The 12,592-nt window shown below is 64.2% G+C and carries 16 protein-coding genes and 1 pseudogene; 10 read left to right on the top strand and 7 right to left on the bottom strand.

Annotated elements, in window-relative coordinates; genetic code table 11:
* Positions 1 to 103: 103 nt before the first annotated feature.
* The 3 genes from WBQ44_RS05325 to pyrE all read left to right on the top strand — a co-directional run bounded on the left by WBQ44_RS05325 (position 104) and on the right by pyrE (position 2,196).
* Positions 104 to 916, top strand: a complete 813-nt coding sequence (locus tag WBQ44_RS05325) for an SDR family NAD(P)-dependent oxidoreductase (protein WP_495565691.1) — start codon at positions 104 to 106, stop codon at positions 914 to 916.
* 113 nt (positions 917 to 1,029) lie between these two features.
* Entirely contained in the window at positions 1,030 to 1,599 is a 570-nt protein-coding gene (locus WBQ44_RS05320; protein WP_495565690.1) for a LemA family protein, read from the top strand.
* A 57-nt stretch (positions 1,600 to 1,656) separates the two neighbouring features.
* The gene (gene pyrE / locus WBQ44_RS05315) at positions 1,657 to 2,196 is read left to right on the top strand and encodes an orotate phosphoribosyltransferase (protein WP_495565689.1); all 540 of its coding nucleotides are present in this window, start codon (positions 1,657 to 1,659) and stop codon (positions 2,194 to 2,196) included.
* Between the two features lie 43 nt (positions 2,197 to 2,239).
* Here pyrE and WBQ44_RS05310 read toward each other — a convergent pair whose 3' ends face one another.
* Together WBQ44_RS05310 and WBQ44_RS05305 are read right to left on the bottom strand one after the other, a co-directional pair.
* Positions 2,240 to 2,836: a class F sortase gene (locus tag WBQ44_RS05310; RefSeq protein ID WP_495565688.1), complete on the bottom strand. Its 597-nt coding sequence runs from the start codon at positions 2,834 to 2,836 to the stop codon at positions 2,240 to 2,242.
* Positions 2,823 to 4,688, bottom strand: a complete 1,866-nt coding sequence (locus WBQ44_RS05305; RefSeq protein ID WP_495565687.1) for a hypothetical protein — start codon at positions 4,686 to 4,688, stop codon at positions 2,823 to 2,825. Before WBQ44_RS05305 ends, WBQ44_RS05310 begins: the two co-directional genes overlap by 14 nt.
* 199 nt (positions 4,689 to 4,887) lie before the next feature.
* Between WBQ44_RS05305 and WBQ44_RS05300 the strand changes: the two genes are divergently transcribed.
* Positions 4,888 to 5,079: a hypothetical protein gene (locus WBQ44_RS05300; protein WP_495565686.1), complete on the top strand. Its 192-nt coding sequence runs from the start codon at positions 4,888 to 4,890 to the stop codon at positions 5,077 to 5,079.
* A 75-nt stretch (positions 5,080 to 5,154) separates the two neighbouring features.
* Positions 5,155 to 5,358: a VOC family protein gene (locus WBQ44_RS05295; protein WP_495565685.1), complete on the top strand. Its 204-nt coding sequence runs from the start codon at positions 5,155 to 5,157 to the stop codon at positions 5,356 to 5,358.
* A 107-nt stretch (positions 5,359 to 5,465) separates the two neighbouring features.
* On the opposite strand, the gene WBQ44_RS05290 is transcribed toward WBQ44_RS05295, so the two are convergent.
* The 3 genes from WBQ44_RS05290 to WBQ44_RS05280 form a co-directional block, all read right to left on the bottom strand.
* Positions 5,466 to 5,873 carry a hypothetical protein gene (locus tag WBQ44_RS05290; protein WP_495565684.1) on the bottom strand — a complete coding sequence of 136 codons (408 nt, stop codon included), beginning with the start codon at positions 5,871 to 5,873 and terminating at the stop codon, positions 5,466 to 5,468.
* Between the two features lie 140 nt (positions 5,874 to 6,013).
* Positions 6,014 to 6,658 (bottom strand): response regulator, encoded by a 645-nt coding sequence (locus WBQ44_RS05285; protein ID WP_495565683.1) that lies wholly within the window; start codon positions 6,656 to 6,658, stop codon positions 6,014 to 6,016.
* Positions 6,649 to 7,869: a sensor histidine kinase gene (locus WBQ44_RS05280; protein WP_495565682.1), complete on the bottom strand. Its 1,221-nt coding sequence runs from the start codon at positions 7,867 to 7,869 to the stop codon at positions 6,649 to 6,651. Before WBQ44_RS05280 ends, WBQ44_RS05285 begins: the two co-directional genes overlap by 10 nt.
* A 177-nt stretch (positions 7,870 to 8,046) precedes the next feature.
* On the opposite strand from WBQ44_RS05280, the gene WBQ44_RS05275 reads away from it, so the two are divergent.
* A complete protein-coding gene (locus WBQ44_RS05275; protein ID WP_495565681.1) occupies positions 8,047 to 8,730 on the top strand; it encodes a DedA family protein in 684 nt (227 codons plus the stop codon).
* Between the two features lie 64 nt (positions 8,731 to 8,794).
* Entirely contained in the window at positions 8,795 to 9,400 is a 606-nt protein-coding gene (locus tag WBQ44_RS05270) for a class I SAM-dependent methyltransferase (RefSeq protein ID WP_495565680.1), read from the top strand.
* A 31-nt stretch (positions 9,401 to 9,431) separates the two neighbouring features.
* Here WBQ44_RS05270 and WBQ44_RS05265 read toward each other — a convergent pair whose 3' ends face one another.
* Entirely contained in the window at positions 9,432 to 10,034 is a 603-nt protein-coding gene (locus tag WBQ44_RS05265) for an Rv1733c family protein (protein ID WP_495565679.1), read from the bottom strand.
* Positions 10,035 to 10,159: 125 nt separating this feature from the next.
* Between WBQ44_RS05265 and WBQ44_RS05260 the strand changes: the two genes are divergently transcribed.
* Complete coding sequence (locus WBQ44_RS05260) at positions 10,160 to 10,831, top strand: lysoplasmalogenase family protein (RefSeq protein WP_495565678.1); 672 nt, start codon at positions 10,160 to 10,162, stop codon at positions 10,829 to 10,831.
* Here WBQ44_RS05260 and WBQ44_RS05255 read toward each other — a convergent pair.
* Entirely contained in the window at positions 10,796 to 11,248 is a 453-nt protein-coding gene (locus tag WBQ44_RS05255) for a hypothetical protein (RefSeq protein ID WP_495565677.1), read from the bottom strand. The two genes, WBQ44_RS05260 and WBQ44_RS05255, sit on opposite strands and share 36 nt — an antisense overlap.
* A 61-nt stretch (positions 11,249 to 11,309) precedes the next feature.
* Here WBQ44_RS05255 and WBQ44_RS05250 point away from each other — a divergent pair, with 61 nt between their 5' ends.
* The gene (locus tag WBQ44_RS05250) at positions 11,310 to 12,140 is read left to right on the top strand and encodes an SDR family oxidoreductase (protein WP_495565676.1); all 831 of its coding nucleotides are present in this window, start codon (positions 11,310 to 11,312) and stop codon (positions 12,138 to 12,140) included.
* Between the two features lie 86 nt (positions 12,141 to 12,226).
* Positions 12,227 to 12,592, top strand: a pseudogene (locus tag WBQ44_RS05245) (hypothetical protein); the annotation flags it as partial.

The raw sequence follows: 12,592 nt of genomic DNA, 5'->3' as shown, positions 1-12,592 counted from the left end.
ACCCCACTCGGCGACCGACCGAAACCTGAGCCGCCGCTGCGGGCTTCCGCGCGGCATGTCCGACCCGCCGATGGGCTCGGCGGGCCCGGTAGCCTTCACTCCCATGACCGCCGAATCGATCGATCCTGCGTCCCCCGTCACCGTCCGTCCGGTAGCTCTGGTCACCGGTCCCACCTCGGGTCTGGGAGCCGGTTTCGCCGCCCACCTGGCCGCGCGAGGTTACGACCTGGTTCTCGTCGCACGCAACGAACTCGGGCTTCGATCGCTCGCCGACGACCTGAAGATCCGGTTCGGGGCGCACTCGGAGATCATCGCGGCAGACCTCGCCACGCAGTCGGGTCGCGACGCCGTCGCCGCCCGTCTCCACCAGGGCGTCGAATTCCTCGTCAACAATGCAGGCTTCGGTACATCGGGTGAGTTCTGGACCGCCGACCCCGAACTGCTTCAGTCGCAGCTCGACGTCAACGTGACGGCCGTGATGCAGCTGACCAGGGCGGCGCTTCCGTCGATGATCGCCTCGGCCAAGGGCACGATCGTCAACGTCGCCAGTGTTGCAGGCATTCTTGCCGGCCGCGGCTCGACGTATTCGGCGTCGAAGGCCTACGTCATCTCGTTCACCGAAGGTCTGTCCGGCGGACTCGCGGGCACCGGCGTCCAGGTGCAGGCGCTCTGCCCCGGTTTCATCAAAACCGAGTTTCACCAGCGCGCGGGCATCGAAATGTCGACGATCCCCAGTTTCATGTGGCTCAGCGTCGGACAGGTCGTTCGTGAATCGATGCGAGACCTGGACAGGGGCAAGGTCGTCAGTGTGCCCGGGCTGCAGTACAAAGCGCTCACCGCCGTCGGCACCAAGGTTCCGAAGAGCGCGGTGCGCAGGCTGACGAACGTGATCGGTCGAGGTCGCGGTCGAACGTAACCCAGCGGCCGAACGTAACCCAGTGGCCGACCGTAACCCAGTGGGCAGAAAGCCGGGACCGTTCGGGCGAGCCTCCCAGCGTGTTTCGGGGCGCCCCGTTAAATTCAGACCTTGTGACTGTTTTCGTGATCGTGGCGATTCTCGTATTCGCAGCTCTCGCCTACGTGGTGACTGTGGAACGCAGGGTCCGGCGCTATCGATCGAACACTGCCGCGAGCCGGCAGCTCGTCACCGTCGAGCTCGAACGACGGCACGTGCAGCTCGAGCCGTTGATCGGCGCCGTCGAATCCTCGGGGCTCGATCCCGAGGTGGTGCGGCAACTCGTCGGCGCGCGGTCGTGGTCCAAAGCCGTACGCGAACGCGGCCTCGGGCTTCCCGCCCAGGCGGCAGCGGAGAACGCCTTGTCGGCGGCAGTGCACGCGGTGCTGTCGGAGGCCGACGGGCTCCCGACGCTCAAGTCCAACTGGGCGTTTCAAGGCCCTGCGGGCGACCTCGAGACGACCGAGAAGCGTATTGCCGGCGCGGTCCGGGTGTACAACGACAACGCCTACGCGCTCGCAGCCCTGCGCACCTCTCTCGGTACGAAGCCCGTCGCAGCGGCCATGAAGGTCAGCGCACCGGAGCCGTTCGTCGAACACATCCCGCTCGTCGACGACGGGCAGCCTGCAGACGTGCCGGCCTAGGTTCACGGATTCCCGATCGGTAAGTTCATGAGCCGAACCGATCGAAGGGAACCGCACATGGCCGACAGTGCCCAGCGCGCCGAACTGGCCGAGCTGGTTCGTGAACTCGCCGTCGTACACGGCAAGGTGACATTGTCCTCGGGCAAGGACGCCGACTATTACGTCGACCTCAGGCGCGCAACGCTGCATCATCGAGCCGGCGCTCTGATCGGCTCGCTGATGCGCGAACTCGTCGCCGACTGGGATTTCGTTTCGGTCGGAGGGCTCACCATGGGCGCCGATCCGGTGGCGATGGCCATCATGCACGCGCCGGGGCGACCGATCGACGCATTCGTCGTACGCAAGGCCGCCAAGGCCCACGGAATGCAGCGTCAGATCGAAGGACCGGACATCGTCGGCAAGCGAGTGCTCGTCGTCGAGGACACCACGACTACCGGCAACTCGCCGCTCACGGCCGTCAAGGCGCTCCGTGACGCCGGTGCAACCGTGGTTGGCGTTGCCACCGTCGTCGACCGAGCCACCGGCGCCGACGACGTCATCGCGGCCGAAGGGCTCGAGTACCGGTCGCTGTTGGGACTCACAGACCTCGGGTTGTAAAACGAAATCGGCCCCGTACATCGAAATGCACGGGGCCGAAACGTCATTGCAGCTGGGCTACGACGATGTAGTTGTCGTCGGTCGGCTCGCCGCCTCGAACATCGCAGTTTGCGAGGATCAGTCGCCCCGGCACCGAGCGTCGAAGCTCGTTGTCGCCCAAGAGTGATCCCTTGGGCAGTGGCCCTACGGTTTCGACGTTGTACCGCAGAGTTCCAGTGGGCGTACCGAGTACCACCGCGTCCCCGGGTTGGACCACGCCGAGCGCCTTGAAGGGTGCGTCCTTCTTCGAATAGTTGTGTCCGACAACCACAACCGTTTGCTGGGTGTCGGTACCGGGCAGACCACTCTCGGCCCACCACGCGGGTAGTTCGTCGACCGGATTGAGCACCTGCCCGCTCTCGCCTCCGCGATACAAACCTTCGGGCTTGACGGGGCTCGACAAGTACGTCGTGTCGTCGCCCGAACGCAGCTCGATCCACTCGGGCTGCGCTGCCTCGACCGGCGCACCGGCAGATGGAGCCACGGTGATCCGTGGCTCCACCGCCGAACGGTCAGCAGCTACCGGATCGGGTTCTGCACTGCTGCAACCCGATACGAGACCGACCAGAGCCAGCGCGACGAGGAACTTACGCCGACGCATCTGTCGAGTTGCGACGGCGCATGTACACCGTGCCACCCACTGCGGCAGCAGCGACTACACCGACGCCGACGAGGATCGCCGGGGTGTTGGACGATCCCTCGGACTCACCCGCGGCAACATCGGATCCCGAATCGCCGAGTGCGAGGTCGACGGCAGGCAGTTCGCCGGCGACGACGGTGACGCCGTCTTCGTTGGTGGTGAAGTAGTCCGCCACGGTGAACGATCCGTCTTCGTTGGAAACGCCGACCAATGCGACACCGGTCTCGTCCACCACGACCGTGGTGTCGTCGACCTGAGTGACCGGAACATCTTCCTTGACCGTCTCGCCGAGGTTGATGGTCCAGCTGAACTTCGGTCCGCTCGCAGCAAGCTCGTCGGCCTTGGCCTTCAGGTCTGCCTCGGCCTTGACTGCGGTATCGGCCGCGGTCTTGGCTTCGGTTGCCTTGGTCTGAGCGAGAGCCATGGCGTCGGTCTCGAGCTTCGCGTCGGCCTCGGCAGCGGTGAGGGCGGTGGCCTTCGCAGTGACGTCGGCGTCGGCTGTGGCCTTTGCGGCATCCGCCTTCTCGAGTGCAGCCTGTGCGTCAGTGGCCTTCTGCTCCAGTGCGGCGATATCGGCGTCGGACGGTGCATCCGCGAGCGCTGCCTCCGCAGCGGTCAAGGCAGCTGCAGCTGCAGTCGCGTCCGCCTCGGCGGCGTCGGCAGTTTCCCGAGCCTTGGCTGCTGCCTCGCTGGCGGCCTTTGCTGCTTCGGTCGATGCAGCGGCGGTTGCCTCGAGCTCTTTGGCTTCGGCTTCCGCAGCGGCGGCAGCATCACTGGCTGTGCGAGCCTCGATGGCAGCCGACAAAGATGCGGCGGCCGTGGCGGCAGCGGCGCGAACTGCGGCCGTGATCTTCGCGATGTTGAGGGTCTTGAACGCGTCCTGAACGGCTACGAGCGAATCTTGGACGGCTTTGGCTGACGCCTCGGCATCGACTCTGGCCTCGGCGGCAAGCTCGGCCTTGGCGTCGGCATCTGCCCTGGCTTCAGCAGCAGCCTCTACGGCTTCCGGGGTTCCGGCTGCCACAGCTGCCGCCTCGAGGCGCACAGCGTCGGCTTCCGCCGTTGCTGCGTCGGCATCGGCTTCGGTCTTTGCCTGGGCTGCGGTGGCAGCGGCCGTCTCGAGGGCTGCGGTATCCGCCTTTGCCTTGCTCACCTCGGCGGATGCGGCGATCTGATCGACCTTCGCGGCCGCGGCGACGACCTCGGCTTCCTTGGCCTTGGCAACGGCTTCGGTCGACGCGACCTTCGCCTTGGTGACGGCGTCGCTCGCTGTGGCATCGGCTGCCTTGGCTTTGTCGAGCTCGGCCTGAGCCTCGGTGGATGCTGCCACGGCAGCCTTACTGGCGGCCTCGGCGTCGGCGAGCGCCTTCTTCTCGGCCTCGGTGAGCTGCGGAACGACGTCGATGTTGACGGTCGCGGTGCCGTCCTCGTTCATGACAACACCCGCGCTGACCTGAGGGAGAGGACGCTGGGTCGACGGTGCCGCCGGGGGAGTGATCAATGGATCGCTCGCGCCCACAATGGCATTGGGAACGGCCATCTGGCCGACTGGGGGCGAAACGACGGCTTCCCCTTCGGCAGCGGCGCCGCCTTCGACTGCTCCCGAGGTGTCCTCTGGAGCTGGTGCCTCAGGCGAACCTTCGGTGTCGGCGGCTGGTTCCTGCTGCTCGGCGGACGGGGCGTCGGGAGCGGGGCTGTCCTCGGGAGCCGCCAACGCGGTTCCCGGCGCGATGACGGCGAACGACAATGCGACGGCTGCGCCGGCGGCTGCGATGCGGGTTCTGCGTGATCGAGCTATCGACTTCTGCGACATGAAACTGTTGGCCCTTCGGTCGGTGGCAGCCGAAGCTGCCGACACCTCCGTCCCGATCCGGAAATGTTTTTCTTGGTGAGGCACACGTACAAGTGCTCCCAGGACCGTAACGGACCAGAAGGTCTCTGACCTACCAAAGGGGAGTTGGTTACCGAAGTGTTACTGATGAGGCTCATGAGAATCTTGTGACCAAAGGGGTTTGTTCATCGTCGACGATGACCGTCGAAAACGCGCGCGGATTACTGACGTCGAGATGCCGACGAAACATGATGTCCGGGTCGCGCCAGTCGCGGTGATGGTTGACCTCGAGGGCGAAAATGCCGTGAAACGCGCCCCACCATCCGAGAAAGTCGTCGAGGAGGTCGCCGTCGGCAAGCAGCTCGGTGAGTGAGTACCCCCGAGCCTCGGTGTAGTGGACGGCGATCGGCTGCCCTCGACTGCGACGAACCGGTCCAGTTCGCGGACAATGCGCAATTTCCATGCGCTCGTGTCGCCGAACGGCGGTTTGCATCACCTCACGCTGCAGAGCGTGGAGGAACCGAAAGCCGGGAGAAACCGTGTCCACCTGGATATTTTCGTCGATGATCTCGACTCCGAAATGCTGCGATTGGCCGATCTCGGGGCTCGCGCACTGGAACTACATGACGAGAAGGTGGGTATCGAACGGTGATCCTCGCCGACCTGTTGGGCAACGAGTTCTGTCTCGTTCAGCGCTGAGTTCTGGTCCGTGGCGTCGCCTTAAAATGCCTTCGCCGCCGGAAGTTCGACTGCCCTGATCTAACGCCAGTTCCGATCGTGGCTACGTTTGCGCAATTCGCCAGCGGCGAGAGTGAACAACGCGACGCCCAATACGGCCAAGGGGATTTGGGCGCGCGGAGCGTAAATGTCGAGGATGACGATCTGCCACAGAACCCATCCGACGGTTATCGAACCTATGCACGCGACGAACACCGCGGCTTCCGGGTTGTCGACGAGCACTGCCGCCGCGCACACCAGTGGGGCAAGCCCGAGAAAGATCAACACGAACACACCGGAAATGCGGTAGTCCCACGTATGCCAGGAAGGCAACATCTCGACATTCAAGCCCAATGACCGGCCGGTCGGGTCGGAGGCCAACGACAGGCCGTTGAACATCCCAGCAGCACCCAGCAGCGTCAGCAATGCCACCGTCGACAGTCTCTTCACAGCTTCGGCATCATGAGTTCGGGTCCTTCTGTTGTGGCCGGGGTGGCGATCTCAAGCCGCTTGTGTGTCAGAACAGGCCAGCCGGTCTCATTATGGTAGCGGAGTGTCGTCGGCTGTTCTCATGAGAACCCGCCGCCCGGTCAGGTGCGTAGGTAGGCCACTACGGCCATGACGCGACGGCTCACACCGGAAGAGTTCGAGAGTCCGAGCTTTTCGAAGATCGCGTTGATGTGCTTCTCCACGGAGCTCACCGAGATGTACAGATCATTCGAGATTCGCGCGTTGGTAAGACCCTGGGCCATCAGCTCGAGGACATCGCGTTCGCGCGGAGTGAGGCGTTCGAGAAGACTCGATCGAGATGTGCGTGACAACAGCGCTCGCACCACCTCGGGGTCGAACGCGGTACCGCCGTGGGCAACCCTGGTCAGGGCGTCCAGAAACTCGTCGACCTCGGTGACGCGGTCTTTGAGAAGGTATCCGACTTTTCCACCGGACTCGCTGATCAACTCTGCTGCATAACGGTTTTCGACGTATTGGGAGAGCACAAGGACCGCTACTTCCGGCCATCGTTCGCGGATGGTAAGCGCCGCCCGCAGTCCGTCGTCGGTATGACTCGGCGGCATACGAACGTCGGTGACGACAATGTCCGGACGATTCTGTTCCACGGCGTCGATCAGAGCGTCGGCGTCCGAAACGGATGCGATCACCTCATGGCCTTCGTCGCTGAGCAAACGAACCAAACCCTCACGCAGCAATGTCGAATCCTCGGCGACCATCACCCGCATGGGACGCTCGCTGCCACGACCGTTGGGCCGCCCGCGGGGCTGTGCACGGTCAGAGTGCCGTCCATTGCCGCGACCCGGCGAGCCAGTCCGGACAAGCCGGTGCCACACGGATCGGCACCACCGGGCCCGTCGTCGATGATCGTCGTGAGTACGCGGTCGAATCCTTGGTTGGTGACGGAAACCTTCACCGACTGGGGGTGGGCGTATTTGGCGGCGTTGGTCACCGCTTCCGAGATGACGAAATAGATGACCGTCTCCACAGCGGGTCGTAACCGCTCTGTCAGTTCGTAAGTGAGCTGGACGGGGACACTTGCCCGCTGAGCCATCGTCTCGATCGCCGCGTGAAGACCGTCCTGATCGAGCGCGATCGGGTACACCCGGTTGGCAACTTCGCGCAGTTCGCTGATTGCGCCCTGGGACGTGACATGGGCTTGGGCGAGGAGTTCGCGAAGCTTGTCGGGCTTCTCGGTGCGGCGGGCCTGACCGATGAGCATCCCCACGGCAACCAACTGCTGCTGCACGCCATCGTGCAGGTCGCGCTCGATGCGGCGACGTTCATCGTTGATGGCGTCGACGACGTCGTCGCGACTGGTGGTCAGTTCGGCCACCCGCTGGTGCAACTCCCTCTCGGATTGCCTTCCCAGCATCCGGACCGCGAACCAGCGGTCCGTCGAACCAACCCCGCCGACCCCGACGACCACGACGAAGATCAAAAGCGTCCCAGGCAACGCCGCTCCCGCCACGAGCAGGCCGTCGACCCGGCCGGAGTTCTCGATCAGGCCCCAACCACCATTCAAGACCCATGCCGAAACCATCGATCCAGCCACCACGACGCACAGCGTCAACAGCAAGACGACGCCGATTCCGAGTAGTCCGATCGTCCACCGGATGCCGAGATACCAGCGACAGCGGCGTGGGGTCAGCACGTCCGTATCGAGCCGACCGTGGAAACGGGTGATGCGCCGGAGTTCGAGCCCGGTCAACGCGAGTGCGCTCTGATCGACTGCCGACCGCAGCAAATCCCCCCGCCGGGGGAGGATGCGCGTCGACGCGAGGGCAGGTAACGCCCCCACGGTGTACAGAAGTGCCGAGACCGCCGTGATGCCTCCGAGGGAAACGCCGGCGAGTGCGATAAACCATCGCCGAACCAGAGAACTGACGGCAATTCGATCTGCCAGGTGGGGTGGGTACACGACCTCGTTCGCCAACACGCAAGCAGCATAGGCCGATTGGGTGGCCGCCGATATTGCGGTAAACCATAAGGCTTTCAGGAAAAGACCCCCGTAAGGGTCGATGGCTTACCTCGATGTCCCCCATTCGCTGAGTTCCTAACGTTTGCAGAGACCTTCGTCAGACGCCTGACGTCATCAACGAATAGGAGAAAAGCAATGTCCGATTCAGTGTTCGCTGCAGCTGCGGAAGCCGAGCCACTCGGTGGGCTGGCCGGTTGGGTGGTCGGCGTCATGGACGCGCTCGGCGGCCCAGGGGCAGCCGTTGTCGTCGGTGCCGACAACCTTTTTCCGCCGATTCCGAGCGAACTCGTGCTCCCACTCGCCGGGTTCTCGGCCAGTCAGGGAGCCTTCTCCTACGGTGCCGCGCTGTTGTGGACAACGCTCGGCTCGGTCCTGGGTGCTGTCATCGTCTACGCGATCGGCGCGCTCATCGGGCGGGAGCGCACACGAGCACTAGTGGTGCGGATCCCGCTGATCAAAGCCAGCGATTTCGATCGATCGGAAGCATGGTTCGCCAAACACGGCTCGAAGGCAGTACTACTCGGCCGCATGATCCCGCTATTTCGTAGCTTCATATCCTTGCCGGCCGGAATCGAGCGAATGGGAATGGCCAGGTTTCTCGTACTCACTACAATCGGCAGTCTGTTCTGGAACACCATTTTCGTCACCGCGGGTTATCAGCTCGGTGAGAATTGGCATCTCGTAGAGGGGTATGCCGAAATCTTGCAGAAAGTCGTGATCGTCTCGGTCGCAATTGTTTTCATCGTATTCGTGGCCATGCGCTTGCGTTCCCGCAGCCGCAGCCGCCGCAACAAGCACACCGGGCACCGAGTGTCATGACGAGAGCAGAGTGGTGCCCGATCACCAATACCCACATCGGACCGGCGAGCGTTATCCTCGGCCGGTGCCGAACACAACTTCTGCCTACTCGGCCCGCGCCGACGAGTACACCAACCTTCTCGGTTCCATGTCAGCAGTGCATCCGTCGGACCGTCAAGTTGTCGAATCGTGGGCCGAGTGCCTCGAAGGGCGTGTCCTGGATGCCGGGTGCGGTCCCGGGCATTGGACGAACCACTTGGCCGAACTCGGGCTCGACGTCCGCGGGATCGACCTCGCGCCAGCCTTCATCTCCCACGCCCGGTCGACCTACCCCGGCGTTCGGTTCGACCTTCGGAGTATCGACGACATCGATGAAGCCGATGGGTCGCTCGGTGGGGTCCTGTCCTGGTTCTCGACAATCCACCACGAACCGTCGGCAATTTCTACGCCACTCGCCGAGTTCGCGCGGGTGCTTCGTCCAGGTGGCCGGCTCGTCCTCGGCTATTTCAATGGTCGCTCGATCGAACAATTCGACCATGCTGTCGTGAGTGCTTATCGATGGCCGGCTGAAAAGCTGCAAGACCTGCTCGACGCAGCGGGATTCGTATTCCTGGAATCGCACATGCGGGAGGCTCGGGGCGAGCGTCCCGTTGGGTCGATCGTCTGTGAACGGGTCATCCCAGCGGCCTGATGTTCCCGGAGTCCGACACCATCACCGAAAGTCAGAAGGGGCTGTTCTGGTCCATGAACTTTCTGATTGCCAGGTCCCATTCGGCGTTGCGCTGGGTGTCGAGGCGGAAGCGCACGGCGACGTAGATGCCGATCAGCAGGAGCGTGACGGCTGCGAGGCTACCCAGTCCGGTGAAGAGTCCTGCGGCAACGGCGTCGCTGCTGGCAATGGGCTGCGAGGTCCGAACGCCGTCGTTGTCGACCCAGATGTCGGTTCGAGCGCCGGCCGGGGTTCCGGCTTCGAGGGGCACCGAACCGGTGTGCTCCGCGCCGCGGAATGTCCACGTGGCGTCGACGGAGGTGGTGCTCGTGGTGCCGAAATCGGACTGAACGATGGGCGCTTCCATCACCGCGTCCGCAGTGCTGGTGGCCGTGACCTGATGCCGTGAATACTGCTGTTCTGCGACGCGGTCCTGCTGGCCGGCGTGGGTGGCCATGCCGATCCAGGCGGCAATCGGCAGCATGACGATCGTGAGCGTGACGACTATTGCCTTGATGCGAGCTTGAATTCGATCGGAGTTGCGCAGCAGCGGGTTGTGAACATTCGAGAAGTCGACGCTGGACGCCTTGACGTGGTCTGTGTGTTTCCGGCGCATAGGAAGTCCCAACGTGAAGAGTCTCGTGTTTACCTATCCACGATGACAAGGTGAGGGGCCCTCTTCAAGGAGAAGGGGCCAGCATCACAGAAAATTCTTAGCTCGGCGAAGCATGGAGGCGTGCAATGAACCGGTCCGCGGTATCGAGGCTGACGTTCGGAGTGGCGGCCACCGTCACCGTCGCAGGTGCGGTGACCGGTGCCGACACGATGCACCGGATCGCGAAACCGTTCATCGTCCCGGCGCTGGCCTTGGGCGTACCGCGTTGGGACCCGCTGCTCGGTACCGCACTCGCGGCAGCAACCGTCGGCGACGTCCTGATGCTCGAACCCGACGACGACGCCCGGATCATGCGCGGCGCGGGCGCGTTCGCGGTGATGCAGAGCTTCTACTGCGCACTCCTCGCCTCGCGTGGCGCGCGTCCGTCGATGCCGAACGCCGCGCCGAGACTGATCGGGTGGGCAGCGGCCGCCGTCCTATTGGCGCGACGGTCACCGGCCGTGGCCCCGACGCTGGCCGGATACGGATTGACGTTGGGAACGATGTCGACCCTCGCGGCAGACCCTGCCCTGGCGCCGGGCGCGAAGACCCGCGCCGGCGTCGTGATGCCCGGTACCGATTCACGATCGCGGCTCGCACTCGGAGGGGTTCTGTTCACGGTGTCGGATGCGCTGATCGTCGTCAGGCGCGCGTTTCTACGACGGGAGTCGCACCGGCGCGTGGCCGAAGGTGCTGTGCTGGCGACGTACGCCGCAGCGCAGTTACTCCTCGTCGAGGGGCTGACGCGGGAGAAGTAGCACGCGGTGATGATCGGACGGGTCGACCATGACGGGGACGACCGCGCCCGTGGTGAAGTGCGCGGCTTCCCCCGGAGGAATCGTGTACACGATTCGACCGGCGAACGAATTGGACCCGGGAATGGTGAACTGCATGTCCAGTTCGCTGGAGGCGTCGTCGATGCGATGTACTGCCCGAATGGTGGCCCAGCCCTCTACGCCGTTTCGAGCGAGGCGTCGCTGCTCGGAGGTACGTCTGTTGGCGAACATCATCGCCAACCCCAGCGCAGCCCCGAACCCTGCCACCAGCGCTGCGAGCTGATACGGCAACGTGCCGGGTGGGGTATCGGCTCGCACCCATCCGATCCACACTGCCAACACGATGACGTAGCCGACCGTGACGGCAGCTATCGCACGCAAGGTTCTTTCGTGGTTCACCCAGTATCTCCTCGAGACCTTCCCAGAGTAGACCCGAATGTGCTCGGGGGTCTTACCGATAATGCAAGTAACGCCTATCGTTGTCGACGTGTCCTCACCTACTGTGTTCATCACCGGCGCTGCCGCCGGGATCGGACGATCCACTGCCCTGAAATTTGCGCGCGCGGGCTACCTCGTCGGCGCCTACGACATCGACGAGACTGGACTGGCGTCGCTCGGCAAAGCCATCACCTCCGCCGGCGGCCGGGTCGTCACCGGAACTCTCGACGTCACCGATCCACAGCAGTGGGAGAGCCGGCTCAAAGAGTTCGCTGCGGAAGCCGACGGGCGACTCGACATCCTCGTCAACAACGCCGGCATCCTCCGTGCAGGCAAGTTCGAGGAAATGCCGCTCGAGGTGCACAAGCTTCAGATCGACATCAACTTCAACGGCGTTGTCTACGGAACGTTGGCGGCCTTTCCCTACCTGAGGGACACCGCCGGCGCCCAGGTCATCAACCTCTGCTCGGCGTCGGCCATTTACGGTCAGCCCGAACTCGTCACCTACGGCGCAACCAAGTTCGCGGTCCGCGGTGTCACCGAGGCGCTCGACCTGGAATGGGCCGCGTACGACATCTCCGTCAAAGCGATGTGGCCGCTCTTCGTGCAGACCGCGATGACGCAGGGCGTGACGACGGGAACCACCACCTCGCTCGGCGTTCGACTCACCGCCGACGACGTGTCCGAGGCGATCTTCGACGCAACACGCCCCGCGAAGGGCCTCCGGCGCAAGAACATGCTCAAGAAGGTGCACTTCCCGGTCGGCGTCCAGTCCAAGGCACTGTCCCTGGGCTCGCGATTCTCTCCCGCCTGGCTCACTCGTGAGGTCAACCGGCGGCTCAGCCACACCTGACGACCCACCTACCGGCGGCCGATCATCGGACGCCGGTAGGGTCGCCCGGTGAGCACGGGCGAGTGAGAGTGGGGTCGGGGTCTTTCATGGTGACGGGTTTTTCCAAGGTCGCGATGTGGCGTGACAAGCGTCTGATGACGGTGACGGCGTCGGCCGCGATTGCAGTGGTTCTCTCCGGTTGCGGGGCCGAGTCGGATGCCGTCGTGGCGACGACCACCGTTTCGAGCCCGCCGGCAACGTCGACGACTACTGCGGCGCCAACGACCACCGAGGCGCCGCTGCCGGCCCCGACCACGGAACTACCTCCGCCACCTCCGCCGCCCGAGCCGGTGCAGCCGCCGCAGACTACGTATTCCGCTCTGGGCGGTGCCTACTACTTCAGTTCGCCCGACGGGCAGTTCCAGTGCGGCATCGTCACCTTGGCCAGCCGCACCGAAGCAGGGTGCCAGGGC

This window comes from Rhodococcus sp. (in: high G+C Gram-positive bacteria) (genome assembly GCF_049591685.1).
Lineage (GTDB): Bacteria > Actinomycetota > Actinomycetes > Mycobacteriales > Mycobacteriaceae > Rhodococcoides.
This window is presented reverse-complemented; position numbering and strand designations above follow the sequence as displayed.

Bases quoted from the DNA above. Each gene is read 5' to 3' on its own strand.
- WBQ44_RS05325 (WP_495565691.1), top strand. From the start codon at position 104: ATGACCGCCGAATCGATCGATCCTGCGTCCCCCGTCACCGTCCGTCCG.
- pyrE (WP_495565689.1), top strand. From the start codon at position 1,657: ATGGCCGACAGTGCCCAGCGCGCCGAACTGGCCGAGCTGGTTCGTGAA.
- WBQ44_RS05310 (WP_495565688.1), bottom strand. From the start codon at position 2,836: ATGCGTCGGCGTAAGTTCCTCGTCGCGCTGGCTCTGGTCGGTCTCGTA.
- WBQ44_RS05305 (WP_495565687.1), bottom strand. From the start codon at position 4,688: ATGTCGCAGAAGTCGATAGCTCGATCACGCAGAACCCGCATCGCAGCC.
- WBQ44_RS05295 (WP_495565685.1), top strand. From the start codon at position 5,155: ATGCGCAATTTCCATGCGCTCGTGTCGCCGAACGGCGGTTTGCATCAC.
- WBQ44_RS05285 (WP_495565683.1), bottom strand. From the start codon at position 6,658: ATGCGGGTGATGGTCGCCGAGGATTCGACATTGCTGCGTGAGGGTTTG.
- WBQ44_RS05275 (WP_495565681.1), top strand. From the start codon at position 8,047: ATGTCCGATTCAGTGTTCGCTGCAGCTGCGGAAGCCGAGCCACTCGGT.
- WBQ44_RS05265 (WP_495565679.1), bottom strand. From the start codon at position 10,034: ATGCGCCGGAAACACACAGACCACGTCAAGGCGTCCAGCGTCGACTTC.
- WBQ44_RS05260 (WP_495565678.1), top strand. From the start codon at position 10,160: ATGAACCGGTCCGCGGTATCGAGGCTGACGTTCGGAGTGGCGGCCACC.
- WBQ44_RS05250 (WP_495565676.1), top strand. From the start codon at position 11,310: ATGCAAGTAACGCCTATCGTTGTCGACGTGTCCTCACCTACTGTGTTC.